The 26,036-nt window shown below is 37.7% G+C and carries 23 protein-coding genes, 3 tRNA genes and 3 pseudogenes; 11 read left to right on the top strand and 18 right to left on the bottom strand.

Features of this window, described 5'->3' with window-relative positions; translation table 11 throughout:
• Nucleotides 1-116 precede the first annotated feature (116 nt).
• Nucleotides 117-539: a hypothetical protein gene (locus F896_RS14520; protein ID WP_004801483.1), complete on the top strand. Its 423-nt coding sequence runs from the start codon at nucleotides 117-119 to the stop codon at nucleotides 537-539.
• A 61-nt stretch (nucleotides 540-600) separates the two neighbouring features.
• Here F896_RS14520 and F896_RS14525 read toward each other — a convergent pair whose 3' ends face one another.
• The 3 genes from F896_RS14525 to folD form a co-directional block, all read right to left on the bottom strand.
• Entirely contained in the window at nucleotides 601-885 is a 285-nt protein-coding gene (locus tag F896_RS14525; protein ID WP_016162881.1) for a GNAT family N-acetyltransferase, read from the bottom strand.
• A 116-nt stretch (nucleotides 886-1,001) separates the two neighbouring features.
• Nucleotides 1,002-1,670 carry a class I SAM-dependent methyltransferase gene (locus F896_RS14530; protein WP_016162880.1) on the bottom strand — a complete coding sequence of 223 codons (669 nt, stop codon included), beginning with the start codon at nucleotides 1,668-1,670 and terminating at the stop codon, nucleotides 1,002-1,004.
• Between the two features lie 48 nt (nucleotides 1,671-1,718).
• A complete protein-coding gene (folD, locus tag F896_RS14535; protein ID WP_004652016.1) occupies nucleotides 1,719-2,567 on the bottom strand; it encodes a bifunctional methylenetetrahydrofolate dehydrogenase/methenyltetrahydrofolate cyclohydrolase FolD in 849 nt (282 codons plus the stop codon).
• Between the two features lie 152 nt (nucleotides 2,568-2,719).
• Between folD and F896_RS14540 the strand changes: the two genes are divergently transcribed.
• Together F896_RS14540 and F896_RS14545 are read left to right on the top strand one after the other, a co-directional pair.
• Nucleotides 2,720-2,793 (top strand) — tRNA-Cys (locus tag F896_RS14540).
• Between the two features lie 8 nt (nucleotides 2,794-2,801).
• Nucleotides 2,802-2,887 (top strand) — tRNA-Leu (locus F896_RS14545).
• A gap of 126 nt (nucleotides 2,888-3,013) precedes the next feature.
• Here F896_RS14545 and F896_RS14550 read toward each other — a convergent pair.
• Nucleotides 3,014-4,774, bottom strand: a complete 1,761-nt coding sequence (locus F896_RS14550) for an alkaline phosphatase D family protein (RefSeq protein WP_016162879.1) — start codon at nucleotides 4,772-4,774, stop codon at nucleotides 3,014-3,016.
• A gap of 213 nt (nucleotides 4,775-4,987) precedes the next feature.
• Here F896_RS14550 and F896_RS14555 point away from each other — a divergent pair.
• A tRNA-Leu gene (locus F896_RS14555) sits at nucleotides 4,988-5,073 on the top strand.
• 144 nt (nucleotides 5,074-5,217) lie between these two features.
• On the opposite strand, the gene pgaD is transcribed toward F896_RS14555, so the two are convergent.
• From pgaD to F896_RS14590, 7 genes are all read right to left on the bottom strand, one after another.
• Nucleotides 5,218-5,634, bottom strand: coding sequence for a poly-beta-1,6-N-acetyl-D-glucosamine biosynthesis protein PgaD (pgaD, locus tag F896_RS14560; protein ID WP_016162878.1), 417 nt, complete (start codon nucleotides 5,632-5,634; stop codon nucleotides 5,218-5,220).
• 33 nt (nucleotides 5,635-5,667) lie between these two features.
• Nucleotides 5,668-6,924: a poly-beta-1,6-N-acetyl-D-glucosamine synthase gene (gene pgaC, locus F896_RS14565; protein WP_016162877.1), complete on the bottom strand. Its 1,257-nt coding sequence runs from the start codon at nucleotides 6,922-6,924 to the stop codon at nucleotides 5,668-5,670.
• Nucleotides 6,925-6,937: 13 nt separating this feature from the next.
• Complete coding sequence (pgaB, locus tag F896_RS14570; RefSeq protein WP_016162876.1) at nucleotides 6,938-8,935, bottom strand: poly-beta-1,6-N-acetyl-D-glucosamine N-deacetylase PgaB; 1,998 nt, start codon at nucleotides 8,933-8,935, stop codon at nucleotides 6,938-6,940.
• A gap of 255 nt (nucleotides 8,936-9,190) precedes the next feature.
• Nucleotides 9,191-9,592, bottom strand: a complete 402-nt coding sequence (locus tag F896_RS14575; RefSeq protein WP_016162875.1) for a hypothetical protein — start codon at nucleotides 9,590-9,592, stop codon at nucleotides 9,191-9,193.
• Nucleotides 9,593-9,960: 368 nt separating this feature from the next.
• Nucleotides 9,961-10,302: an FKBP-type peptidyl-prolyl cis-trans isomerase gene (locus F896_RS14580; RefSeq protein WP_004652009.1), complete on the bottom strand. Its 342-nt coding sequence runs from the start codon at nucleotides 10,300-10,302 to the stop codon at nucleotides 9,961-9,963.
• A gap of 30 nt (nucleotides 10,303-10,332) precedes the next feature.
• Nucleotides 10,333-10,863 carry a YaeQ family protein gene (locus F896_RS14585; protein ID WP_016162874.1) on the bottom strand — a complete coding sequence of 177 codons (531 nt, stop codon included), beginning with the start codon at nucleotides 10,861-10,863 and terminating at the stop codon, nucleotides 10,333-10,335.
• Between the two features lie 54 nt (nucleotides 10,864-10,917).
• Nucleotides 10,918-11,952, bottom strand: a complete 1,035-nt coding sequence (locus F896_RS14590) for a CobW family GTP-binding protein (RefSeq protein WP_016162873.1) — start codon at nucleotides 11,950-11,952, stop codon at nucleotides 10,918-10,920.
• A gap of 474 nt (nucleotides 11,953-12,426) precedes the next feature.
• Here F896_RS14590 and F896_RS14595 point away from each other — a divergent pair, with 474 nt between their 5' ends.
• Nucleotides 12,427-12,624, top strand: a complete 198-nt coding sequence (locus F896_RS14595; protein ID WP_016162872.1) for a hypothetical protein — start codon at nucleotides 12,427-12,429, stop codon at nucleotides 12,622-12,624.
• Nucleotides 12,625-12,764: 140 nt separating this feature from the next.
• Here the strand turns inward: F896_RS14595 and F896_RS14600 are convergent, their stop codons facing one another.
• The 3 genes from F896_RS14600 to F896_RS14610 form a co-directional block, all read right to left on the bottom strand.
• A complete protein-coding gene (locus F896_RS14600) occupies nucleotides 12,765-13,283 on the bottom strand; it encodes an acyl-CoA thioesterase (RefSeq protein ID WP_016162871.1) in 519 nt (172 codons plus the stop codon).
• Nucleotides 13,284-13,499: 216 nt separating this feature from the next.
• Nucleotides 13,500-14,123 carry a MarC family protein gene (locus F896_RS14605; RefSeq protein WP_005184297.1) on the bottom strand — a complete coding sequence of 208 codons (624 nt, stop codon included), beginning with the start codon at nucleotides 14,121-14,123 and terminating at the stop codon, nucleotides 13,500-13,502.
• Between the two features lie 73 nt (nucleotides 14,124-14,196).
• Nucleotides 14,197-14,607, bottom strand: coding sequence for a J517_1871 family lipoprotein (locus F896_RS14610; protein WP_032882083.1), 411 nt, complete (start codon nucleotides 14,605-14,607; stop codon nucleotides 14,197-14,199).
• A gap of 299 nt (nucleotides 14,608-14,906) precedes the next feature.
• Here F896_RS14610 and F896_RS14615 point away from each other — a divergent pair, with 299 nt between their 5' ends.
• Nucleotides 14,907-15,242, top strand: a complete 336-nt coding sequence (locus F896_RS14615) for a hypothetical protein (protein WP_016162869.1) — start codon at nucleotides 14,907-14,909, stop codon at nucleotides 15,240-15,242.
• Nucleotides 15,243-15,413: 171 nt separating this feature from the next.
• Here the strand turns inward: F896_RS14615 and F896_RS14620 are convergent, their stop codons facing one another.
• A complete protein-coding gene (locus tag F896_RS14620) occupies nucleotides 15,414-16,301 on the bottom strand; it encodes an ArgP/LysG family DNA-binding transcriptional regulator (RefSeq protein WP_016162868.1) in 888 nt (295 codons plus the stop codon).
• A 245-nt stretch (nucleotides 16,302-16,546) separates the two neighbouring features.
• Nucleotides 16,547-17,710 carry an MFS transporter gene (locus tag F896_RS14625; protein WP_016162867.1) on the bottom strand — a complete coding sequence of 388 codons (1,164 nt, stop codon included), beginning with the start codon at nucleotides 17,708-17,710 and terminating at the stop codon, nucleotides 16,547-16,549.
• Nucleotides 17,711-18,264: 554 nt separating this feature from the next.
• On the opposite strand from F896_RS14625, the gene F896_RS14630 reads away from it, so the two are divergent.
• Nucleotides 18,265-18,861, top strand: coding sequence for a LysE/ArgO family amino acid transporter (locus F896_RS14630; protein WP_016162866.1), 597 nt, complete (start codon nucleotides 18,265-18,267; stop codon nucleotides 18,859-18,861).
• 295 nt (nucleotides 18,862-19,156) lie between these two features.
• Nucleotides 19,157-19,382 (top strand): annotated as a pseudogene (locus F896_RS21195) (integrase); the annotation flags it as partial.
• Nucleotides 19,383-19,434: 52 nt separating this feature from the next.
• Here F896_RS21195 and F896_RS14635 read toward each other — a convergent pair.
• Together F896_RS14635 and F896_RS14640 are read right to left on the bottom strand one after the other, a co-directional pair.
• A complete protein-coding gene (locus F896_RS14635) occupies nucleotides 19,435-21,234 on the bottom strand; it encodes a UvrD-helicase domain-containing protein (protein ID WP_016162865.1) in 1,800 nt (599 codons plus the stop codon).
• 10 nt (nucleotides 21,235-21,244) lie between these two features.
• Nucleotides 21,245-23,383 carry an ATP-dependent nuclease gene (locus F896_RS14640; RefSeq protein WP_016162864.1) on the bottom strand — a complete coding sequence of 713 codons (2,139 nt, stop codon included), beginning with the start codon at nucleotides 23,381-23,383 and terminating at the stop codon, nucleotides 21,245-21,247.
• A 213-nt stretch (nucleotides 23,384-23,596) separates the two neighbouring features.
• Here F896_RS14640 and F896_RS21120 point away from each other — a divergent pair.
• The 3 genes and pseudogenes from F896_RS21120 to F896_RS14645 form a co-directional block, all read left to right on the top strand.
• Nucleotides 23,597-23,728, top strand: a pseudogene (locus tag F896_RS21120) (transposase); the annotation flags it as partial.
• Nucleotides 23,729-24,520: 792 nt separating this feature from the next.
• Nucleotides 24,521-24,655: pseudogene (locus F896_RS20760) on the top strand (IS3 family transposase); the annotation flags it as partial.
• Nucleotides 24,656-24,698: 43 nt separating this feature from the next.
• The gene (locus F896_RS14645) at nucleotides 24,699-25,907 is read left to right on the top strand and encodes an IS256-like element ISAba26 family transposase (RefSeq protein WP_005202188.1); all 1,209 of its coding nucleotides are present in this window, start codon (nucleotides 24,699-24,701) and stop codon (nucleotides 25,905-25,907) included.
• Nucleotides 25,908-26,036 lie beyond the last annotated feature (129 nt).

The raw sequence follows: 26,036 nt of genomic DNA, 5'->3' as shown, positions 1-26,036 counted from the left end.
ATTCTTTCTTTATATTTGAAGCTAAAAAACGATGAATAGCCTGTATTTTAAAGATTCCTCACAATAAAAAACTTATTTTATGCGATACTAAAACCAGAAATAACAGGATCATTGATATGAAAAAAACCAATTTATTATTAATTATGAGCGGTGCTCTTGTTCTTGCAGCCTGTCAAAGTAGTCCACATCAATACAATGGCACAACAGGTTATCAAATCGAAAATAAAACTGCCACTTCCGCGACTGTTGCCTATACCCTCGCGGCACGTAGCAATAGCGATCTAGATGAGAAAAAATTACAACATGCCTGCAAGCAAATTTTAGGTGCAGACAAAACCTATAAACTTGCAGTGCTCAGTGTTAATGAAATCGTCAATCCAACCCAACAAGAGCAATATGGCGTAAAAATCGGTAATAGCCGTGCAACATTTGGCTTATCTAATTCACCAGATTTGAATAATAGTGAAGGCTATGCAACCCGTCAGGCACTTGAAACGCGTCCTAGCACACTCAAAGTGGTTCGTTATACTTGTTCTTGATTTTATGTCTTGATCAATGAAAATGGATGTATTCCATCATTTGGAAGACATCCAACTCAGCCTAGCCTTTCAATACGTCATGAATCGAAAGATCCTTATCAAACACCGATTTTGCAAACGGACACAAAGGAATGACTTTCACCTGACGTTCACGTACAAAAGCAATCAACTCCTTTAACAACTTATGCCCGACACCTTGTCCACGAAATTGATCACTCACATCGGTATGATCAATAATGAGCATACTGTCCCCCGCCCAGGTATAAGCCATTTCACCAGCAAGTATCTCGCCTTCAAACAACTTAAATGCGCCATGTTTCCCATCATCAATCTGCTGGATACTCATACACCTTCCTTTTTAAACATTCTTCTATATAACAGCCTAAAGGCCATCTGTTTATTTCATCTGAATGTTTTAGCATGCATAGTCAGGAGATTGTGTTGAGATTTGATAAAGAGTATTTATTTGGTGCGGTAAAAACTGACGTTTCTAAATTCTTTGGCTTCATCTAGATCTGGCCAAGTGCTTGCGCTACGTTCATCAATTTTTAGATATTGAGGATGGCTAAAATTTTTGACTCGACTATCCGCAACCCACACTTCAGGTGCAAACTTAAGGAACTCATCCAGAAAGAAACGATTGGATTGGTCATACAGTACATCTGCCGCAAGCAATACATCGACCTGCTCTGATTGATACAAATCATCCAAATACTCTAGCTCAACATCATTCAACAACGCATTTTCACGACATGATGCCAGACTGATTGGATCGATATCACAACAAATCACACGCCTAGCGCCTGCCATTTTTGCCGCAATCGCAACCACACCAGAACCAGCACCAAAATCTAAAACAACCTTATCTTTAACATGATGCGGCTCAGCCAATAGCCATTGCGCCATCGCCAGACCAGAAGCCCAACAAAAAATCCAATACGGCGTTTCATTCCAAATCCTTCGAATCACTTCATCATCTAAGCGATCGGTTGGAAATACTGGTGGAATTAACCAAAGCGAAATTGGTGTTTCAGGCAACTGCTGTGCGAGTAAATCAGTATTGGGAATCACCTGATGCAAAGCATCAAGCAAATGTTCAGGTGCTTTGGCAAATTGAAAAGTACAACTCATATTTGTTTAATTCTAAAAAAACCCCTCTTAACGAGGGGTTATTAATCGTTACGCTAATGCTTTTTCAGCAGCTTCTACAGTTTGACGAATCAAAGTCGTAATCGTCATCGGCCCTACACCACCCGGTACTGGTGTATAAGCTGAAGCAATCTCTTCAATACCGACCAATTGGATATCGCCAACACCACCGCCATCACGTGGATGGAAACCTGCATCAACCACAACCGCACCTTGCTTGATCCAGTCTTTTTGGATCAACTCAGCTTTGCCCACCGCACCAACGATAATATCGGCTTGTTTAACCAATTCTGGCAGATTTTGAGTACGTGAATGGCAAATGGTCACAGTAGCATTGGCTTGTAATAACATCATCGCCATTGGTTTACCCAAAATAGCAGAACGCCCAACCACAACCGCATGCTTACCAGCGATTTCAATTTTGTTTTCTTGCAAAATGGTCATGATGCCAGCTGGAGTTGCTGAACCATATGCCGCTTCACCCATTGCCATACGACCAAAACCTAAGCACGTTACGCCATCGACATCTTTTGCCAATGAAATCGCATCGAAACATGCTCTTTCATCAATTTGTTCAGGCACTGGATGTTGCAACAAGATGCCATGTACATCTGGATTAGCATTTAATTTTTCAATTTCAGCCAATAATTGTTCAGTTGTGGTTTCTTTTGGAAGCTCAACTTTAAGCGAGTCCATGCCAACACGGCGGCAAGCATTCCCTTTCATACGCACATAAGTGGCAGATGCACCATCATCACCAACCAAAATGGTTGCCAAGATTGGGGTACGCCCCGATTTTGCTTTTAATGCTTCTACACGTACCAACAAATCCGTTTCAATTTGTTTTGCTAATGCACGACCGTCTAAAACCAATGCCACAGCGCATCTCCAAAGTGGGTATGAATCAATTGCGTAAATAATACATGATAATTTGAGCAATATTCTTTTAGATGTTGTTTTTATGTGCATATTCGCAATAAACACTATTGTTTTTTTTTTAAAGATTGCTAATATGTGCATCACCAAGAGATGGCGGGGTGGCAGAGTGGTCATGCAGCGGACTGCAACTCCGTGTACGCCGGTTCGATTCCGACCTCCGCCTCCATTGGTAAAGCCCGAGTGGTGAAATCGGTAGACACAGGGGATTTAAAATCCCCCGCCCACAAAGCGTGCCAGTTCGAGTCTGGCCTCGGGCACCATCTTTCAGCTACTGAAATATGGTGCAAATAAAAATCCAGCGTAAGCTGGTTTTTTTATGCCTAAAATTTAAGGACAGATAATAAAAAGCCAAGTTCATTGACTTGGCTTCCTACCATCTTTGAAACTTAAGCCACTTGCTGCCCTGTTTTCACTGGCAATAAGTTTTTATCCAAACTCAATTGATAGCCCCGTGATTTATCAATCACATATTCAGGCTTTTTGATCGAATCGACATAAATCCACTGCGATTGAACCTGCGCAGCATCAAATTGAACAATCAAATAGCCTCTTTGATTTAAATTGCAGTAATTTAACTCATCAATCAAAGTCGTGAATGCAAATTCAAACTGTTGCAGTTGTGCCAATGGAATATTTAAGTATTTTTCCAAACCTGGCGAAGAAACCGAACTGGTTGCCAACTCTACCCCGACAAAAGCACCATCTTTACTGTATAAATTCGATGACCATGCATTATGGGTATCCCCTGCTAACACCACGACTTTTTTCTTCAATTGCGCCAAAGCAGCATACACAATCTCACGCTCAGCAAAATAACCATCCCATGCATCCAAGTTATAGGGTGCAACTGTCAAAACACGCGCTTTTTCTTGTGCTGTTAAACTAGGATCACCTTGTAATAATCGAATTTTCAATTTTACTAATTCAGTGATTTGGGCATTCATCTTATTTAAGGTATCTGTACTTGGATTACCCGCAGTAATTTCAGCCAAAGCAAGCAGCAGCTCAGCAGGAACCAACATCTTAGTCATTAGAATTTGCTGACCAAGCACATTCCAGTTTGCTGTCGACTGTTGCAGTTTTCCAATCAGCCAATCACGTTGGGTATAGCCCATTAGAGTACGTGCTGGATTGGTCAAATCTGCCTGGAACTTTGCAATATCCAAACCATTCGCTGTCATATAGTTGGCATAGTCCAACTGTTCATCACGCGCAATAATTCGCGTATCCAACATCGTTAATTGAACCAGATTACCAAAATCGAACTGGCGATAAATCTTGGTATGTTGATCATCGACAGGACGAATTGGCATCCACTCAAAATAAGCCTGTAGAGCTGCCAATTTACGATCAAGGAAAGGTCCTTCGTTCGGCTGATGATTTTCCGCCCCTTCTCGCCATGCATCATTAGCTAACTCATGATCGTCCCAAATCACAATAAATGGGTGGCGATGATGCAAAGCCTGCAAGTCTTTGTCTTTACGATAGAGCGCATAACGCTTGCGATAATCATCCAACTTAATAATTTCTTTACTATTATCTGCCGCGAGACTTCGCCCAAGTTTAGCCGCATCTTCTGCCGCGTAACCATCTGCACCATACTCATAAATATAGTCACCTAAATGGATCACCACATCGACATTTTGCTTGGCCATTTCGCGATATACATAGAAATAACCTGCTGGATAGTTTGAACATGAACACACCGCAAAACTGACTTTTGTCGCACTGCTTGGCAAAGTCTTGGTTTGACCCACAGGTGAAACCTTATCCCCGAAGATAAAACGGTAGAAATAGCTTTGATCTGGTTTTAGACCTGTTGCATCCACCTTCACAGTAAAATCTTGTGAAGCTGTTGTCGTGACTTTATCGGTTTTAATGATTTGTTTGAATTGCTGATCTAAAGCAATTTCCCATGTCACTTGCAGACGTGCACTACTCTCACTTGGCGTCAAACGTGTCCACAAGATCACGCGATCCTGTAAAGGATCACCACTGGCAACCCCATGTTCAAAATTCACTTGTAGTGTTGCTGTCTCTTGATCTGAACTGTCGTTACATCCTGTAAAACCCGCAGATAAAGACAACGCCCCGAAACCGAATAGACTTTTTTGAATAAGTTCCCGTCGTGAAATTTTTGCTGTCATTTGGATAGCTACCTTAACTTTTATCACTATAAATAAATGACTTAAATTAATTGGCTTAAATGAAGCTTTGATCTCAGTTTGATGAAAGAATCATGAAAGTTATATGACAGTGCTTAATTTTCATCAGATAAGCACATGAATTGCTTGAAAAGAAAGCAAATAGCTTGTTTTGCTCTTGCCAAGTTTTAAAGTGTCCTCTATTATTGCGCACATGCCCGAGTGGTGAAATCGGTAGACACAGGGGATTTAAAATCCCCCGCCCACAAAGCGTGCCAGTTCGAGTCTGGCCTCGGGCACCATCTTCCAACTAGTGAAAGATGGTGCAAATAAAAATCCAGCGTAAGCTGGTTTTTTTATGTCTGAAATTTAAGACCAGATAATAAAAAATGCCTTAATCATAAAAGACCAAGGCATTTGATATCGTCTATTGAGAACAATAAAAACTATTCTACTCGAATGATTTTACCATTTTCATCATGATGAACGATGCTGACTTTCTGCTGACGTCCAACCTGAATTTCTTGCTCAGCTAATTCAAAATAACGTGCATAATCAGGAAGTGTCTTTTCAACAGCATGCTTTTTATGCACACGTTTTGCAGGTAACAAACTCCAAAGCAATAATGCAACCGCACACATAAACAATGCTGTTACACCATGCTCAATGCCATCACCAAATGCGGACATTAAACGCTGTGCGATATGGGTCTTTTGTAATTCAACCAACACCCACACCAAAATAAATGGACGCCATAACAATAACCACCCTGCCCACATCATTGCGGTGGTAGTGGTCGAGAAGTAGCGTTTATGCCATGGGAGTTGGCGACGTACATCAATAATCAAGCTGTCTGCTTTCATTGCTTTTTACTCAGCAAAATGAATCTTTACGATTCAACGAATTCCACGATCTGGGCTAATCCAACGGGCACGCTTCTCATCATTACGCAACAGCACCTTTGGAAAGGCGACGATTGTAGCAGTAATTGTGATCAACCAAAACACAAACGGGTACCAAATCATCCAATAATAATTTTTCCCAAGGTTTGGTTCATAACGACTATCCATCCATTTGCTTAAAGCAAACTGAATTAAACAGGTCGCCCCCAATAAAATTCCACTACCGTAAGGTAAAAATGGCGAGCTCACGACCGCCAGTGCTGGAATTGCAAAGATAAAATGCAATAACCAGATGATCGCCATAATAAGCATCAAATATGACCAAACAAGTGTCAAACACAGTTCAAACATCAAAGGCCATAAAAAATTAAGTTTAGGCTTTAAAAATACATCAATATTTTTAACCAAGACCTGTGCACCACCCATGGCCCAACGTAGACGCTGCTTCCATAAACCATTTAAGGTTTCCGGCATCAAGATCCAGACCAAGGCATTTGGCTCAAAACGTACATCCCAACCTGCACGTTGTAGTTTCCAAGTGATGTCGATGTCTTCAGTCAACATGTTCGGTGACCAATAATCAACTTGATGTACTGCACTTTTACGGAAAGCGGTAATTACGCCCGATACGGTAAATAAACGACCAAAGGTTCGTTGTGCGCGCTTGATCATACCGACAATCGAAGAGAACTCACCAACCTGAATACGTCCAAGCAAAGTCGAACGTGTCCGAATACGTGGATTCCCAGTTACCGCGGCCACTGTTGGATCTTCCAAGAAATGGCGCATCATCCATTTGGCCGCATGTGGATCGAGCAGAGCATCACCATCAATCCCAATCAGGAATTCTGCATCAGTCATCAAGCTACCCGCTTGCAGCCCCATCGCTTTGCCTTGGTTCTGTGCCAGATGCACTACGCGTAATTTTTCATACTGCGTGGCTAATCGATCTAGTACTTCACCGGTATTGTCAGAACTACCATCATTAATCGCGATCACTTCAAAATTGGGATAATCCAATTTCAGTGCATGGCTAATGGTTTCTTCGGCATTATCCCCTTCATTAAAGCACGGTACTAAGACCGCAACTTTAGGATATTCAGGTAAAGCCGCAGGTTGCTGATAAGGAGGATCTTGACGCTCTCTCCAATAGAAAATAAGTGCCCCCACCATCCACAAATACGACATAAATAATGGATAGTAAAAAACAAACTTAATGGCATATGACCACAATAAAGCAATCCAACTCATCTACATTACTCGACTATGGTACTAATTGAGATGATTTTAGACCAAAAGCCTTACGCATGGTTTCAACATCTGGATGTCCTTTGATCGGATCATCTGGATAGTATGCCACATGCATTGCACCTTGTTCATATAAGGACTTAATCGTAGCTGCCATTTCTTCAGACGGTACTTTTTGGTCATTGCGCCAGTTTACCGCCTGTAACTCCATCACGGTCTTTTTAATGCCGTTTGGATACTGCTTCACGCGATTCATGATATCGGAATAGAACTTAGCTGGATTGTCCGATTGCTCCATATACGGCATCGCCATAATCGCAGTAAAATCATAGCGATTTAGTGATTGCTCTAGAGATTGTGCATACCAGTTTTCTGCATAAGCATTTAAAGCCACCTGCGCATAAAGATTACGAGCAGTCACTAGGAATGGTTGATATTGACGAACCTCCCCCGCAAGCTCCATGGCAAAATCATCTAAATAATTGGTTTTATAAGCCGTCCATTTTTGCAAGTCAGCATCATTGTCACGAATTTTAGCAAGGTCAGTTGGTAAGCCTTGTTTGGCATACGCCGCCAACGCATCAGGACTGGCATCTTCATAATCTGACAAAGTCACATCGTCATGGAATAACAAACCATCGAACGGCGTTGATTTAGCCAAATCCTGGTAAATCTCTTTAATAGTCTGACGAGCTTCTGGCGAGAAGGGACTGAGACGGATATAGCCCATATTCAAATGCTCACCCACTTTTGCTTGCTGTGTTTCCACTAAATCTTTCGACACTGGGTCAGTTTTAGGTAATTCCCAAGCCAAAAGTGGCATCCATGCATATAGACGCTGCACAGGCGTACGAGTTTGGATTTGCCAAGCAACGCGGTTAAATAAGTCTGCGCGCATTGGAATATGACGATTTGGGAAATACACCATATCGGCAGAACCATTAGCATCAGGATCAGAAAAGGCTTGTAAATACACTGTATTTACACCCATCCCATTAATACGATCAATCAGATGATCGAGATTACGTTCTTGCTGCTTGGTATCTGGATCATAAATATAATCTAAATCGACATGCATAATTTTTTGCGGTCGATTGTTATCATTCAAATTCAATTCACGGTTCTTAATCTCTTGCGCCAATGCACTGGTCGACATATTGCCCTGAATCAAAATACGGCTCATATTTTGTAGCGATTGCTTGGCATGATCTGCCCCATCGTCCAAAGTAATAGTAATTGGCATCCCCAACTGTTTGGAGGTTTGTACCAACTGCATATTATAGCGACCATACGGCCAGACCATCACGCGTGGCGAACGTAAACCATGTGATTTTAATAGGTCATTGTTCTTTTTTAAATCTTGATAAACACGGGCCTGATAAGCTGCATCACTTTCATAGCTCTTGGTTTTAGGGTCATAAATACGCGTAATCGCAGCAGGTTCCAGATTGCCCTGCGGATTGCCATTAATGCCTTGATGTAAATGGTAACTGTGGCTGGCGATTTCAACCAAACCACTGTTCTGCATTTCCTTGAGTTCATCCCAACTCAGAATTTTATTGCGCTCAATCAGCTCACCACCAAAATCAACTTTCTGATCGGCTTTAGGCTCTAACCAAGATCCGACGACAGCCAATACCACTGGAATTTTTTTCGCGCGAATAATCGGATAGGCATTTTGATAAAACGACTGATAGCCATCATCCACCGTCAGCAAAATAGGTTTCGTTGGTAATTTATATTTACCTTGGTGTGCTTTGATCAGTTGGTCGACATTAATAAAGTGATAGCCATTCTTTTTTAGCCAATCAATATGTTCACCAAATTGTTTGGCTGTCACAGCATAACTTGGAATCAAGGCATCTTTACGTTCTGTGATTTCGTGATACCCAATGACCGTCAATGTGGTTGCATCAATTTTTGGATTTGCCGCAAAAGTTGTGGTGCAGGCAACCACCCCAAATACAAGACCTAAAACAGTTTTTAAAGTTGGGGACACTAAACGTGTTGTCATAGAGATATCGTCTCAAGATTAGAAATTCGCTGATCGCAGATCATGCCTGCATCATCTTACAATTTTATGGACAAATAAGATGTTTTTGATGGTCAGCTGGAAGTACGGATTGTATTTATAATTTTAAAAGCTGAAAATAAACTTAAATGTATTTTTTATGAAATCAATCACATTTTAATTGAATATTTTTTGGTAAGCACGCCAGCCCCTATTTCAAGATTTGAATTAGGGGCATTTAAGCATCGTGATACGAGATTAATACTGTATTAATTGAAAGTTGGGATGATCTGCAAGCTGCTGTAAATAGTGGCGCTCTTTTTGATAAAAATATTTATTCAGACGGTTTACCCATTCACCGCGACGAAAGGTCTGAATTTTTTTATGCACCCCATCATAGTCCAATAACACCACATTACTGTCATTTTCCCCTACTGTCAAACGCGTGATTTTGTAGTCATGTGGCGCATACTGATGCGAAGGCTGTAAAGATCTGAGGATTTCAACCTTATAGTCGCCATCCATCCAGTAGTGCTTGTCTGTCAGCGCTTTTTCATTGACCCAAAAACCAGTCTGGGCGCCATCATGGGTATCAATCAGAAAAAAATGATCTAACTCTCTTAATAGTTCTGATGCAGTGATATCCAAATAATCATTCATATCGACCTCTACTCACTCAAATTCTTATCATTACTTTTTGCGACATTTTTTATCATTGATGAACTATAGCTGACTTACCCCCATCAACTTTGAGTCACCTGAAGCACAATATTTCATACCCTGAAAATACAGATTTATGCTTTAACAATAAGGGCCATAGAAAAATTGCTCTTTTAACTCAAAGATATACAGGACTGTATACAGAATCAATATATTTTTCTTGGGCTGTAATAAAATTCAGATGAAAGAAATGTTTTTAAAATCAAAATCTTATTATACAATTATCAATATTATTTTATCTTTATGATTTTAAAGCGATTTAGTCTAAAAATAAACCAAACCGCTGCAATTTACTCAATCAAAACTGGTTATTCGTCGCGTGTTTTTACGTCAAATAGTTCAATTTCAAAAGTCAGATTGGCATTGGCTGGAATGATCTTGCCCATTTTACGTGAACCATAGGCCAAATGTGCAGGCACAATCAGCTTACGCTTTCCACCTACACGCATGCCCATAATACCCTGATCCCAACCTTTAATCACACGACCTGTACCAATCACGGTTTCAAAGTAGTTGCCACGATCTAAAGACGAGTCAAACTTGGTTCCATCTTCCAACCAACCGGTATAATGAGTCGTGATCAAAGCACCACGAACCGCTTCTTTGCCTTCACCTACTTTCAAGTCAATAATTTCTAATTCCGCGCTCATTTCTATCTCTCCACATCACTCAAACTAAAATTATTGCAATTGTTGCCACTGAATGTCGACTTGACCTTTATCGCTTAACAAAGTCCATTCACCATCCATAATATTCAACTGCAATTGCATGGTACGTTCGCATAAACCCTCAAGTGCCTGCGTAGTTTGTGGGTCCAATTGCCACACTTGCACATTGCTCAAGGTTTTAATCTTAGTATTTTTCTGCCACCAATCATCTGACTGAGAACCATAGGTCACCACAGCAACATTCTTACAACGTGCACTGGCCTTTTTCACTTTATCTTCAGATGGACAACCCACTTCGATCCATTTCTCTAACAGTCCAGTCAGGTCTTTTTGCCATAGCGCTGGCTCATCTGTTTCAAATAAGTCTTTGGTGAATTCTAAACGTTCATCGGCAAAACGCGCATAAGCCAAAATACGAACCATTAAACGTTCAATGGTTTCAGAAGGATGCTGAGCAAGCGTGAGCTGATAATCTGCATAGATATGCTCATCCATATTGGCAATATTGAGGTCTGCCTTATATATTGTTGCTTTTAACGCCATAAACTAAACTCTTAAATACAGTGTTCTCAAATTTGGCGCTAAGCATACTCTATTTTACCGAGAAGCATGTGCGATTTGATCATGTTGATCATCAATCGGATCGATACGGCACTGCAATAATTGTGTTTCAAAAGCCAACCAGTCACGTGTTGACTGACAAATGACTTCAATGCGATTATCGATGCTCTCCTCGGCTGACTTATAGTTAAACTGCTGCGGATTAAAATTAAAACTTTTCCAACCTTGATCAGTATTAAAAATTCCTTTAATTCGTACCCAGTCTTGTTGCGCACACAACACATCTAATAAATCATGAAAATTAAATTGCCAGCGTTTCGGTAATTTCCAACCCGCGACCGTATAGCCTTGAGCCGATTCAACATAATGATAAGGGAGCTGCTTTATTTCTGGTATCTGTTCAACAGCTTGTTTTTGCTGCAATCTTAATAAGGGTTGGATCTTACGTTGTAATGGTTGCTGCTGAATATCCAATTGCTGAATATCCACCTGCCCATTTTCAGCTTCAATCCAATACTGGACATAGGTTTCATATTCTTGTTTTAAAGCCACATAGGCTTGATGATCTGCTGCTGTCATACAGTCGATATGCGACAACACCACAATTTGAGCCACTTTTAATTGATCGGTATATAAATTCTGTTTGACCCAATCCTGATCATGTAGACGACTTCCATCTACAACAATCACCAAAGCACGCATTGCCAAACTCGTTTGCCAATGCGGTTCAGTCAATTGCTCCAATAATTGTGCTGGATGCCCTAAACCCGTTGGTTCAATAAACAATCGATCAGGTTTGCTTTCAGTGAGTAAGCGAGAAAGTGCAATCTGCATCGGCAATTGACTGCTACAACACAAACAACCACCTAACAGCTCTTTCACCGCATAACCTTGCTGCTGGGTAATCAGTTGTTGGTCAACCCCAATTTGCCCAAACTCATTCATCAGAATCGCCCAAACTTCATGCTCAGGTTTTTGAGTGAGTAAATGCTGCAATAATGTGGTCTTACCTGCCCCTAAAAAGCCAGAAATAATATGAGTGGGAACTGTTTTGGGAGCAATAACCTTCACGATCGACTCGCATTGAAAATTTATTTCATTCTAAAGCGAAAAATTGATGAAATAAAATAAAGAATGATTTGCCCTATAATTAGACTCAAAAGCTATTAAATAACAATAAGGAGATATTCATCACACATGAAATCTAAAATTCTTATTTAAAAATAAGATATAAATGGTTTATTCAATTAATAACTTTTTATAAAACTAAGGCTAGTGTTTAAAACACGTAAAATAATAGATTATTTTTTAATCACAAAAACATATTTACATACATTTTAATCCTTAATTTCTTCATGATGTTTTACATAGCAACTACATAAGGCGATTCAATATTTCATATTGTTAAGATAGACGTAATAGATTGTTAAGAATATTGCCGCAACTAAGTTTGGCACATAGCATGAACCTCATGCCGAAATTGAGATTTGGATTAACCGAATCATCGTATTGAGGTTGATATTTAATTAATTAAGGATGCCAAACATGAAACTTATCAAAACTCTTCTTGCAACAACAATTACTCTTGCAGCAGCGTCTACATTTGCAGCGCCTGCAAATGAACAACAAACTGAAGAAAGAGTTGTTGTTTCAACTCAGGAACAGCCTGAAACTCAAGGTCAACCTGCTGCTGATGCGACAACAACTGAAGCACCTGCGTCTACACCTGCACCAACAAACTAATCAGATCTCAAGGTTCCTCCAGACCTTTAGACCAACATTTGTAATGATTTAAATTTTATTTCATTACAAATGTAAAAAAAGATCGAACCATGCTGCGGTTCGATCTTTTATTTTTGCATCAGCACTATATTAAAAACTGACTACGATGTCGTTTTCTTAAAAACACTGCATGAAGGTTGATGAACTTCTTGCAAACGTATCGCCTTACGTTGCTCTGCGGCTTCAAAACGACAACGCTTCCATTCTGTATCTAGGTTTAGCTGTGGTACTTCTTTTGGCTTACGCTGTTCATCCACGGCAACCATGGTGAAATAACAAGTATTGGTGTGCCGAATAGTTCGTTTCTGAATATTCTGTGCTTCAACACGAATGCCGATTTCCATTGAAGTACGGCCGACATGATTCACACTGGCAAGAAAAGTCACCAACTCACCTACATAAATGGGTTCTTTAAAATTGACGCGATCAACCGACATTGTGACTACATAGCTACCTGAATATCGACTGGCACACGCATAGGCGACTTGATCGAGCAACTTGAGAATAGTTCCACCATGAACATTACCTGAAAAGTTGGCCATATCAGGTGTCATTAAAACCGTCATCGTCAACTCTGACTGGTCATCAGGTGCTTGGTTTGCTTGATCTAATTGATACATGAGAGCTCATTGAGAAATACAACGTCTTTATTATCGTTCATTCATGAGCCTAAAAGTATGTGTAAAGCAATAAAACATCATCAATTCTTTTTATGATCTTGTTATTGTTTAATTCAAAATAATGACATCTCAAGTATTTTGATTCAGTACCTTTGCAAAAGAAAGAGAATACTTGGACAAAATACTTGAAATGAGAAAATCTGGGCTTTATGCCATTCAACTCAGATTGGCCGAACGAATCAGCCCAATGATACCGTTTACAATCATATCAATTGCAATCGTGCCAATCAGTAAAGCAGATAAACGTCCAACAATATCAAAATAGCGATCGATATATTTTGCATGTTTATAGCGTAAATGATCATGACCAAACTTCATCAGGATCAAAATACTACAGGTTAAAATTAAGGTAATTGCAATAACAGCCATTGCACCCGTAAAAGGTACACTTACCCCTGTCACTACCGCCGCACTAATTGTGCCTGGACCGATCATAAATGGCATTGCGATGGTACCGGCCAAATGCTCAGGCGCACCACGCATTTCTCCGATCGTTTCCGCACCTTGGAATACATAACGGTAACCAATCACCAAGAAAATTAAGCCACCAAAAATTTGAAAAGACTCGAAACGAACATTCAAATAGCGACTAAAAATATTCTCACCGCCCCAGGCAAATAGAATAAACACCCCAAAGGCGATCAAACTCCCCTGTATCAAGGCTTTACTAAATACCTTTGCATCGGTATTACGGATCATCCCGACCATGTAAACACTCATCAGGAAGGGATTGAGCAATGAGAAAAATAATGCAAACGCATGAATATAAGGAGAAAACATAACGGTCTCTTTAATCTGCGGAAAATTTTAAATGCCTGCAATCACAGGCAAGGTTTAGAATCGCAATACAAAATTAATTTAGGGCTTGCTTACAACTTACAGTGGCATTCTTTAACGAATCATCTTTATTCAGATCAAGATTCACCCCTAACCCCAATAAACTCATGTGAATGTTGGCCTTGCTGTTATTCAACGCTTTGACTTTAAACTTGACCCCTTTATCACTGTATAGGGTGTTATCAACCAACTTTACCTGATAAGACATGACTTCCTTACGGTCATCCATACACAGCATGCCACTACCTTGACGGTTCAGGCTTAACGCGACTGATGCAGTACCCGCTTCACCCGTCCAATTTCCTGAGAATGGAATCTGTGTTGTACTGAGTTGGTTAAATTGAGCAGGAGACATAGTCGTGATCGAAGTACAACCAACCAAACCCAATACCAAAATCGCGGGTAATAAAATATTCTTCACAACTATCACCTAAAACGATCAAAATCAAATAATTGTTACCATTTTCCCATATTAAGGTCTTTTTTGATTTGTACAGCATGTATATGACTAGTATCGGAAATGTAAAAAAAATTAAATAAATCTGTGATACCACCGCTATATTCAACTTTTGTAGAGATATAAAACTAAATCTGCCAATAAAACATTTAACTATCTAAAAAAATAACCTGAATCATTACATAAATAATTAATCATAAAAAATAATAAATTTTTCTTGATTTTTAGTTCAATCATCTGTAGATTTTCTTTTTGAGCGAGTAATTCAAATGAATTTCCAATCTATATTTGAAACGTTTCAAACTCTTCCAAATGGAACGGACGCCTACCAACAATTAAAAAATCAATGTGAACAAGCTATTGTTGCTGCTGAGCACCCGCTTGAATACAACGCTTTATTTCTCATTTATGGTTTTGCAAAAAACTATGTCCTACTCTATGAAGATCAAGCTGTCACGCCAGTTTTCGCAGATAAAGTAAAAGAACAAATTGTAGCTTATATGCATGAGCTGAATGAAGCATTAAGCACGAAAGATGCTAGCCGTATATTAATCGCCTTAAATAATGTCTCTAAACAATATATTGGAAGTTCTAGGATTTTCTAATCTTTGTCGTCCAATAAAATATTCAGACTTGATTTAGTTTCGACATTGCTTCTAAAAGTTTATTAGGTTTTATTATGCTAATGAAATGATTTAGAAGCAGTGTTAACTACATGCAGTTAAAATGCTTATGCAATACACGATATAATAATTTTTTATTGTTATTCTCTCATCTCAGGCCAAAATTAATCGAGCGTGATTGACAATATGCTCAGTTAAAAGCTGTAATGGCTTTGATTGTTGATCCCAATGATGCCAATACAGTGGAATATCAACGCTAAGATCAGGCAATAATCCAACCAATACTTCTGCTTTATTTTCAATATTCATTTGCAGCTCAGGCACCATGCCATAACCTAACCCCAATTTAATTGCGGTCACAAAAGACTCTGACGATGGAATTAAGTGACAAGGATAAGTACCTTTCATCAATCCATAGTTTTTTTCAAGAAGATCAAAATGCATGCGATCTTTTTCATTAAATATAATCGCTGGTGCAGCACGTAAAGTTTCTCGATGAACACCTTCAGCAAACCATTTCTGTCTAAATTGCGCTGTCGCCATCATTTGATAACGCATCAAACCTAAATATTGCGCACGGCAACCGCGCATGGGTTGATCTTCGATCGAAATACAAGCACTCACCGTACCCTTTTCTAACAATGAATAGGTATGAGACTGGTCATCCGTTCTCAGCTCAATCACAATCTTTTCTTTCAGTAACACATCCTTTAATGCAGGAAGTAACCATGTCGCCAATGAGTCCTCATTTGAGCCGATCACGGTCTTAAAAAAATGTGACTCTCCAGCACCCGTCAAGCCGTGTAATAAATTTTGTTCTAAACGTTTTATATGCTGCAAATGTTCAAACAATTGCTGACCCGCTTGCGTGAGTGCACAGGGGCGACCACGAATCAGCAATAATTGACCCAATTCCTTTTCCAGTGCCTGCACCCTCAATGTTACTGCTGAAGCAGTAATATAAAGCTTCACGCCTGCCTGTTCGAAACTTCCATTTTCAGCAACTGCAAAGAAGGCTTCACATTGTTTATTGTCCAGCATAAATACCTTAAAAAATTTTAGGAAAATCAAAATAACATTAATCTTACTAAATTTTAAAAATAAAAAAAGATGATCATAACCAGTCAATCTTCTATCTGAAAAAATCTCCAATTCTGTTCGGCAATGAATCTGCGTACCCTCAGGCACAATTCTGATTTATCTTGGCGTCACTAGATTTTCTAATGCCGTTGTTGATGACTTCTGATTAAGACCATCACAAAATGCCTCTGTCTGGTTGATGTAGATCAAACCAGTCTTTTTCTCAAATAAATAATACTGAGTAAGGCAAATCCCAAACCGATAAACGACGGCGTATAACCAAAAGGCGTTGCTAGCAGCCCAACGATGACCGCACCTGCTACTGCGCCCCCATAATTAAAAATATTAACACGAGCAATAATTTCATCGCGTCGACTTTCATCTAAACGACCTACGGCAGAATAGGTCAGTGGAACCAAAGCGCCTACAGCAACACCAGCCAATGCAAAACCCAAAATAACGGTCACTAATGAATGACTTATTCCAGACAATACACACCCAAATGCTCCAATCAGGAGCGTGACCAAAGCAATCCATGTCGCTGTTTTAAATTGCAGCAAATAATCAAGACTTAAGCGTGTGAGTAAAATTCCAATTTGATAGGCTGCATACCCTAAAGGAGCAATCGTTGCCGAGCTTGCCAAAACATCTTTGAGATACATTGAACTCCATGTACTGATTGCAGAATCGACAGTGAACACAATCAAAATAATCAGCCCAAAAATAAGAAGTTGTTGATATGGAATTGCAGGTTTCTCTTGTGGATGTATGTCTGAGCATTGTTTTTGCTGAAATAACCAGTGTCTAGAGAGTTGCGAGGTGATGAAGGCAATCGCCACTGCAATCCATAATGCTGTCGTTGCTCCAAGTGCCGTTGAAACAGTGGCTGACATAATTAATGCACCTAAAAATGCAGCCGCGGTATAACAAGCAAAGAAACCACCAAATACACTTTTACCAAGCCGTTGCTCCATCATAACTGCTTGCATATTCAGTGCTGCATCTAAACAGCCTAGTCCAAGCCCATAAAGTAAAAAGCTCGCAATCATGAGAATCACATTTGGACTAAATGCAGCAATTACTATTCCTATCGCTTCAAAAATAAAACCAGTCACAACGGCAAGTCGTGAACCAAGCTTGACTGCGATACGATCAGCTAAAATTGAACCGAGCGCTGCTGCAATGCATACCCCAAGAATAATCAGCGATAACTGATCATCTGAAAGCCTGAATCGACCTTTTATTGTGGGGAGTGCTGTCATCACGGTCGCGTAGCCAAGGCCTTGTGTGGCAAAACCGAGCGCAATCACTTTTCTTGTTTTGTTGAGCATTTGGTTGTTTACACCTTGAATATTATGATTGAGGTCCATGCCTGACTCACTTCATTATTTTTAAATATGTGCTTGGATATTGCCTCGAACACTTCCTGTGTCGATTGTTTTTAATTTTGATCTAAAACGATTCTGAAAATAAGGGCAATAATTGAAAAACAAGGGGGGTAATTCGGACAACAAGATTAAGCAGCTTTGTTACATTACCCGACCTCTAAACACTGATTCAGTCATATCCATCTCAGATATAGAAAGCTATAGCTAAAATCTAAGGTACAACCCATTAGCCTTTACTCTGAATGCCTCATAACAACCTACCCAAAACACCCCTTTTCAACGACAGCAAAAAATACTTCACCTTGTTTTGTGTTCAGCATCAAACCTTAAAAAAAATTTAGCCAAACCAAAACAATCTTAATTTTACTGACTTTTATAAATAAAAAAAGATAATAGCAAACAGTAAATTTTTAATGGAAAAAAAGCATCTAACACTTGATCTAAGCGTTAGACGAACTGCTTTTGCCTAAGCATCTGCACGTTCTTTTCCATCCAGAGCCAGCACAGACCACCCTATATGATTGAGGAACCAAAATATGACTGCATTTTTCTATGGGCTTGGTATTGGCTTTTCTTTAATTTTAGCCATTGGCGCGCAAAATGCTTTTGTTCTAAAACAAGGCTTAAAACAGCAGCATGTTTTTTGGGTCTGTTTGATCTGTGCACTTTCAGATTCTATCCTGATTTACTTAGGGGTCATGGGCTTTTCAAAAATCGTGATTGACTTCCCTTTGATCGTCACCATTGCCAAATACTTTGGTGCTGCTTTTTTATTTTTATATGGACTTAGAAACTTTTACTCAGCCATAAACAATAGCTCATCACTCAACCCCAGTGAAATTGAAAAAGACTCGCTATTTAAGATTATTGGTATGTGCTTGGCCTTCACATGGCTGAATCCACATGTCTATCTAGACACCGTGATTCTGGTTGGTTCGATTTCAGTTCAGTTTGCAGATCATCTGTACTTGTTTGCAGCCGGAACCATACTTTCTTCATGGATCTTCTTTTTCGCTTTAGGCTATGGCGCAAGAATCTTATTGCCTTGGTTTAAAAAGGCCAGTTCGTGGAGAATTCTAGATGTTGTCGTTGGGCTTATGATGTGGGCAATTGCAACGAAGTTGCTAATCTAGAACACAGAGAAATAAAAAAGCCCTTATTTTCATAAGGGCTTTTTCGTATTTGGCGGAAGCGGTGACAGTCAAATTAAAGAAATAAATTATTAATAAATAACAATTAAATATTTAACTTTTAATTTTTTACTACTATTTTTACCGCACTGTGATTTCTTTGTTTCAATCTATTTCAAAACAGTAGTTTGTCTATTTAAGGTAACTAGAGTTCGATTTCCTATTATATCACATCCGTTTTCGAACTCTAACAGGAGAGCAATACTCACTATCTGTAATACAAATAGCTTAGGCTATTATTGCCCCGAAACAAAATCGGATAGTTACTACGCATGCCTTCTGTTCCACATTCCGTGACTGGTCAGCAGACAAAACTGATTATTCTCGTGAGGTGTGTGAGCATGTAATTGCGCATAAGCTACTAGATGAAGTTGAAGTAGCTTATTTACGATGCCCTTATCTTGAGATAACGTAAAGCGCTAACGGCTGATTGGGCAGAATTTTTCTATGAAAAAATTATCTAATGATGAATTCAACCTAAATATTTTATATAGAGTGTTTTTTTCAATTTATTTGTTAATTATCATAAGAGTATTTGTAAAGCTCTAAATGAGAAGTAGGCGCTTTACCATTAGGAGCGTGATAACTATGTGGATTTCTCATTCTTTCCGCTATTAAATGCAAATTTTTTCTGGCTCTAGATGCAAGAACATAAAGCATCTTTTTGGAATTTAACTCACCCTTTGGATCACTAAAATGCGGGACAAAGCCATCAAGTAGAGCGAAACCTATTACAGCATCATATTCCTCTCCTTTAACTCCATGAATAGTTGATACCGATATTCCTCCTTTTTGTTTAAAAACTTTCTTGAAATTTTCAAGAGTCTCTACACCACTCAATCCCTCTGCAGAAAGTTTTTCTATTCGTTGATAAGAACTTGCGAAAAATGAATCGTAATGGCTTTTAAGAGTAGGAATTATTTCCCAATCAATATTTAACAATTCAAAAAGTATTGAAAAAAATTTACTCAAATATACTAGCCCATCATTTTCATTTATTGTGATTGAATTACAAATTTTAAGTAGATCCTTATTTGATATGTCTATAATATTAACTCCAAATAATTCAAGATCTTTTAAGATTTCACCACTCCATCTCAACCTTCTTATATATATGTCTGGCGATGGCTCAGTTAAAATAATTTTTGAAACCTTATACCAAAAATTATCAATATCTCTAGAAAATGGTGCCATACCTGGTCCATTGAAGTTCAAATCAGGATGCTTAATCATAAGTTTCCTAGTAATAACACCTATATGAACCCAATGAGGTGCAACAATACATATTTCATCAGGGGAAATATTATGATCTCTTATATTCAATAAAATTAAATGAGAAATTTCATCAATTAAATCATCAAGTGCTACTGAGTTATTGTAAGTTATTAAGCTCTTATATTCTGAATTATCACCTGAAGCAATAATAGTATTATTATCTACTTTATAAAAGTCGAAATATTTTACAATTCTATCTGATGATCTATAATTTTTCTCAAGACTGAGACAAACCAAATTAAATCCTAATAAAATTTCTAAATCGGCTTTCGGCATTGGAAAGCCTCCTAAAGAATCATAAATAGCCTGATTAGGATCACCCACGATAAGAGTTTTAGTATCGCCATTGTTTGATTTTAATATTTCAGAAATTATATAATACTGAATTTCTTTTGTATCCTGATACTCATCAACAAGTATTGTTGAAAAAATTTTACTAAGTGACTTACTAATTATATTTTTTTTAGAAATCAAATCCCATGAATATTTTAAAATTTGTTCAAAATCAATCTGATTATTTATTTGCAATATTTCATAATATTCACTGATTATTTTTAACAATGATGATTGCTTATTAGGATCACTACAAGTTAGATAAATACCATTTGGCTTTGCTATTACACCACAATCCCAAAATTTAATTTTTTCATTTTTATATGGTTCACATAATTTTGTTATAATTTCTTCAGAATCATATGAATTAACTACTGTAAAGCCATTTTTTAGATTATCCAAATATAAGTAATATGGCCTAAGTATCCAATGTAAACAAAATGAATGAATCGTTCCTATCCAAAGCTGAGTAGTGTCAACACCAAGTATTTCCACTCTTTCTTTAATTTCTTCAGCTGCTGTATTTGTATAAGTAATAGCTATAACAAATTGTTTAGATGAGGTCATCTTACTCAATTCATAAGCAATTTTATAAATGAGAGTTCTAGTTTTACCACTACCAGGACATGCAATCAATAACACATTTTCATTTGTGTATATAGCAGCTTTTTGCTCCTGGTTTAAAGACTCATCCGATAATATATACATATTTACTTTCTTATAATCTATCTAAAAAAATTAAAATCTGATCATCTTCGATCACAGATTGTATTTCCTCAATCACAGAATTTAATGATAATCCTGAAAACTTATACTCTTCTAAAGTTTCTCTTAATGGAGAGAAATCTATATCACAATCATCTTCCGCTTCATACCTACCTATTCTATATTCAATCATATCTGCTAATAAGAATTTAGAATAATCTTCTTTAGAAAAAATTAGTGCATCCATTATATAGTCGGGTATTTCTGTTTGATATGTAATATGCCCTCCTAGTAAAATAGCAAACCAACCTTTACCAGCACTGTTAGCCATCGTCAAGACTCTACGGCCAAAAACTGCTACATTGCCATCACTTATATCTTCTTTAGCTTTAATACAAGTTGCTGGATCAGTATAAATATCTTTAACTATCCGTTTAATTTCAAAACCATTACCTGCAGCAATGAAATCAACTTCAAAGGTATAATTCGCATAAAAACTTTTTACCCAATCATTATCTTTTTCAAGTTCATCTAATTTTATTTTACGTTCCGCACCACTTTTTGCAGATCTAGCAACTTTTTCTTTATATTTTTTAACTTTATCACTATCTATTGGTAATACATTGGTATCACAAATAGCACTGTCAAGATCTGTTAAAATTGAACAGTATCTGCGAATACGACTGTCATGAAAAAGTTGGGAAACATTTTCAAACCCAGTACTTCGAATATTAATTAAGCTTATACCTAATTCATCTAAACTTACACCAAATACATTTTTAATTAAGATTGGAATTAGGATTTCTTCTGCATCCCCCTCCACCAAAATAACCCCTTTTGCAAACAGTAGATTTGTGCGAACTGCATCCAAATAACGCTGAATCTGATTAATACTTTTAGAGCTTAAACCTGTTGAAGGCTGATATACCTCAGAATTGTTTGTTTTCTTACTTACAATGTTAATATTTTCAACATTACTCACTTCTGATATTTGAGTTGAATGTGTTGAGTAAATAATCTGTGTGTTTTCATAATCCAATTTATCAAATAAAGTTTTTTGTATGTGATTGTGAATATGTGCTTCAGGTTCTTCAATAATTAAAAAATTTGCAAACGTATCTTTTGATTTTCTATATTTAAACTCAAGTAATTTCAAAGTTAAAAAAATTAAATTTGCACTACCTAAACTTAACTCATGAACCCCTCCCTCATACTCCTCATCTGGTTCACTCATAAAAATTTTTAATGATTGTAGTAATTTTTCAGCCTCATTTGGAACGCTAGACTTTATTGACAAGGAAGATGGCGAGTAAGTACGACCAATTGTACCTAAAAGCGTATTTTTAATATCATTTCTAATTTCTTGGACATCAGATAGATTTTCTATAGCACCATTTAAAGTCAAGACCAATTCACTAATAGGTTGATATTCCTCTTGCTTAATTTCATCACTTTTTCTTTTTAATAATGTTAATAATGGGTTAGTTCTATTGTTTTTGAATTCACTAACTACATCTCTCAAAGCCTGTATAAATGTGAAAGAAATTTCTTTAGATACTGATAGCTGATGAGGGACCCTCACTCCAAATTTTGAAGCATCAATATCTCTAGGAAATTTAACATCTGTAAAATTACCAACTAAACTTTCGTAGATGCTCGGATCATTATAATTAGCTGAACTTTTTCCATGGAATACAGTTTCATAGTCATCCTGAATATTTATTTTTTCTAGTACCTCTTGCAACCCAACTATATCCCCTTCATTCAAATCAGCAAGTTTATGTCTAATGTGAATTTTAGGTCTAAAGAAAAGTGTGTAGCACGCCTTTGTTGCAGATTCTGATTCGAGTAATCCCGCACCGTGGACAAAAAGAGACTGTATAGCCTCATTACTATCCAACTTATCAAAATCAATACTAATAATTATCCAATGCCCTTTCCAATCCCCACCGAGCTCTCTATTAAAATCATTTTCATTTAGTTTATATGCATATTGAATACAAGAGTCATCTAAGAGTAACCTTATTGCGTTAAATAAATTTGTCTTACCAGATCCATTTTCTCCAATTACTGTATTAACTCCTTCATTAAATAGAAAAGAAGAATTTTTAAAATTTCTATAATTAACTAAGCTGACTTTTGAAATATGCATATGTTCTGTAATTTACTAAGTGTAGTTTTAAATCAATAGAGTCCTATTGATCACCTTATGGGATTTTTTAAATATACATTTAAAATTTAAAATTTCATACATTTACTTGACTGAATAGCCACCGATTTTTTAGACACCTTTTAGTTAGATAATGGACTGCCACCACTCTCCTAGACAAATATGGTCTATTCATTTTGCATAGGAGAAAATATTATGAGTGGACAACGTTATACCCCAGAATTTAAAGATGAAGCTGTAAAATTGATTACTAAACACGGATATTCTGTCACTCATGTTGCAGAACTTTTAGGTGTATCCCAACACAGTATTTATAGCCAATCAAAGAATCTAAATGTGACAACAGTAGCCGAGCCATTGTCATATGGAAGCGATCATTTTTTAGATCGTTTAAGTTCATTGGCCTTGGAATCGTCAATCTTAAACACCGTTGATTATTAAATTCTTCCCAATCTGGTCCAGCTACTTGTCCAGCCCGTTCCAACATTTTGCGAGACTGCTTATTTTTTGCATTAACTATCGCAATGGCTACCTTTCCATTTTGATAATTTAAATTTTGGGAAAGCTTCTTCATCCAACTATTCAATTTATCTAAAGTAGGATTAGGGCATTAAAGATTTATGAGAAACATAATCAAGCCAATACTATTGATTTCATCAATTATGTGATATACAAATTTCCTTTCCATATTCATACCATTCAGACTGATAATGGTCATGAGTTTAAGTCTAAATTCCATTGTCATCTGAATGATCTGGCCGTTCATCATCGCTATATTAACCCACGAACACCTAAACATAACGGTGAGGTCGAACGAACTCATTAGACTGATAAAATGGACTTCTGCCAGCTCTTAGACTACACATATGATGTGGATTTATAAGCCAAGCTGGCCGAATGGGAGGCATTTTACAATTATGCCGGACCTCATGCAGTTATGAATGGCGTAACACCCTATGAGCGATTAAAAGAAAAGTTATGCTTAAATCTTGTTGTCAGTGGAAGTCCTATTATTGACTATTAAAACTTACAAAAAATAATTTACTGGCTTTTATAATTGGAATATTTTATCCACTTAATTTACGAAAATTTACTCTAAAAAAACACCCTCCAAATTACAACTATCAAACCAGAGAAGAAGCCAAAGCAGATATTATAAAATACATTGAATTATTTTATAATCATCGAAGAATTCAAAAGGGTTTGGGTTTTAAGACACCAAGGGACTGTTCTAAATTTTGTGTAAGTACTTAATTTTCATTTATCCTTCAGAGGATAATTACAAAAGGTACTTCACATGGATGAAGCAACAATCAAAAGTATGGCTGCCGAATTGGCTAAAGGTCTAAAAACACCAGAAGACTTAAACCAAATGACAGCAGTCTTTAAAAAATTCATGATTGAAACTGCACTCAATACTGAACTTTCAGACCATCTCGGTTATGAAAAGCATCAGTCCAGGAAAGGCTCAAATAGCCGTAATGGGTTTAGTTCTAAAACCATTACAACTCAAGATGGACAACTGGCTTTAGATATTCCCCGTGATCGAGAAGGTTCATTTGAGCCACAAATTATCAAAAAGCACCAAACACGCATCACCAGTATGGATGACCAAATCCTCTCACTGTATGCAAAAGGAATGACTAATAGGGAAATTGTAGCCTTCTTCAAAGAAATGTACGATGCCGATGTCTCAGCATCTCTCATCAGCAAAGTTACCGATGCTGTGATTGAGCAAGTGACTGAGTGGCAAAATAGAGCCTTAGATAGCCTTTATCCTGTTGTCTATCTTGACTGTATTGTTGTCAAAGTCCGTCAGCACTCCAATGTGATTAACAAGTCCGTATACCTTGCTTTAGGCATCAATATGGATGGACAAAAAGAATTACTGGGTATGTGGATTGCTCAGACAGAAGGTGCCAAATTCTGGCTGTCAGTCATGACAGAGCTAAAAAATCGAGGAGTACAGGATATTCTTGTTGCCTGTGTAGATGGATTAAAAGGCTTTCCTGACGCGATAGCCTCCGTTTACCCTCATACTGATATTCAACTGTGTATCGTGCATGTTGTACGCAATAGCCTGAGATTTGTAAGCTGGAAAGACTACAAGGCTGTTACCTCGGGTCTGAAAGCGATTTATCAGGCAAGTACAGAGGAAAATGCTTTAAAGTCCCTAGACATCTTCTGTGATCAATGGAATCACCAGTATCCCAAAATTGGAGAATCCTGGCGGGCCAATTGGGAAAATATCCGAACGATCTTTAGCTATCCAGCCGAAATACGTCATGCAATTTATACAACAAATGCGATTGAGTCGTTGAATAGCGTAATACGCCATTCAACGAAGAAGAGGAAAATCTTTTCATCTGATGACTCAGTAAAGAAGGTCATTTACTTAGCAACATCAAATGCTGCGAAGAAATGGACGATGCCAATTCAAAATTGGCGTTTAGCAATGAATTGGTTTACGATTCAGTTCGATGATCGATTAAAAGATCATTTATAAAAAATGGAACTTACACAAAATAATTTACAGGCTCGACACCAAATCAAATGGCCGAAGACTTTTATAAGTTGGCTGCCTAGAATCTCCCAAGGGAAAGTCTCCTGATAATTCAGCGTATATCATACGTTG

This window comes from Acinetobacter genomosp. 15BJ, from assembly GCF_000400715.1.
In the GTDB taxonomy this organism is placed as follows: domain Bacteria; phylum Pseudomonadota; class Gammaproteobacteria; order Pseudomonadales; family Moraxellaceae; genus Acinetobacter.
Note: the sequence above shows the minus strand (reverse complement) of the source record. Positions and strands in the feature narration are given on the sequence as shown.

What these genes read in the sequence shown, in the direction of transcription:
- pgaC (WP_016162877.1), bottom strand. Translation starts at nt 6,924, where the DNA reads ATGAGTTGGATTGCTTTATTGTGGTCATATGCCATTAAGTTTGTTTTT.
- F896_RS14520 (WP_004801483.1), top strand. Translation starts at nt 117, where the DNA reads ATGAAAAAAACCAATTTATTATTAATTATGAGCGGTGCTCTTGTTCTT.
- F896_RS14580 (WP_004652009.1), bottom strand. Translation starts at nt 10,302, where the DNA reads ATGAGCGCGGAATTAGAAATTATTGACTTGAAAGTAGGTGAAGGCAAA.
- F896_RS14645 (WP_005202188.1), top strand. Translation starts at nt 24,699, where the DNA reads ATGGATGAAGCAACAATCAAAAGTATGGCTGCCGAATTGGCTAAAGGT.
- F896_RS14585 (WP_016162874.1), bottom strand. Translation starts at nt 10,863, where the DNA reads ATGGCGTTAAAAGCAACAATATATAAGGCAGACCTCAATATTGCCAAT.
- F896_RS14550 (WP_016162879.1), bottom strand. Translation starts at nt 4,774, where the DNA reads ATGACAGCAAAAATTTCACGACGGGAACTTATTCAAAAAAGTCTATTC.
- F896_RS14595 (WP_016162872.1), top strand. Translation starts at nt 12,427, where the DNA reads ATGAAACTTATCAAAACTCTTCTTGCAACAACAATTACTCTTGCAGCA.
- F896_RS14615 (WP_016162869.1), top strand. Translation starts at nt 14,907, where the DNA reads ATGAATTTCCAATCTATATTTGAAACGTTTCAAACTCTTCCAAATGGA.
- F896_RS14640 (WP_016162864.1), bottom strand. Translation starts at nt 23,383, where the DNA reads ATGCATATTTCAAAAGTCAGCTTAGTTAATTATAGAAATTTTAAAAAT.
- F896_RS14530 (WP_016162880.1), bottom strand. Translation starts at nt 1,670, where the DNA reads ATGAGTTGTACTTTTCAATTTGCCAAAGCACCTGAACATTTGCTTGAT.
- F896_RS14600 (WP_016162871.1), bottom strand. Translation starts at nt 13,283, where the DNA reads ATGTATCAATTAGATCAAGCAAACCAAGCACCTGATGACCAGTCAGAG.
- F896_RS14635 (WP_016162865.1), bottom strand. Translation starts at nt 21,234, where the DNA reads ATGTATATATTATCGGATGAGTCTTTAAACCAGGAGCAAAAAGCTGCT.
- pgaB (WP_016162876.1), bottom strand. Translation starts at nt 8,935, where the DNA reads ATGACAACACGTTTAGTGTCCCCAACTTTAAAAACTGTTTTAGGTCTT.
- F896_RS14605 (WP_005184297.1), bottom strand. Translation starts at nt 14,123, where the DNA reads ATGTTTTCTCCTTATATTCATGCGTTTGCATTATTTTTCTCATTGCTC.
- F896_RS14525 (WP_016162881.1), bottom strand. Translation starts at nt 885, where the DNA reads ATGAGTATCCAGCAGATTGATGATGGGAAACATGGCGCATTTAAGTTG.
- F896_RS14630 (WP_016162866.1), top strand. Translation starts at nt 18,265, where the DNA reads ATGACTGCATTTTTCTATGGGCTTGGTATTGGCTTTTCTTTAATTTTA.
- F896_RS14625 (WP_016162867.1), bottom strand. Translation starts at nt 17,710, where the DNA reads ATGGACCTCAATCATAATATTCAAGGTGTAAACAACCAAATGCTCAAC.
- pgaD (WP_016162878.1), bottom strand. Translation starts at nt 5,634, where the DNA reads ATGAAAGCAGACAGCTTGATTATTGATGTACGTCGCCAACTCCCATGG.
- F896_RS14575 (WP_016162875.1), bottom strand. Translation starts at nt 9,592, where the DNA reads ATGAATGATTATTTGGATATCACTGCATCAGAACTATTAAGAGAGTTA.
- F896_RS14620 (WP_016162868.1), bottom strand. Translation starts at nt 16,301, where the DNA reads ATGCTGGACAATAAACAATGTGAAGCCTTCTTTGCAGTTGCTGAAAAT.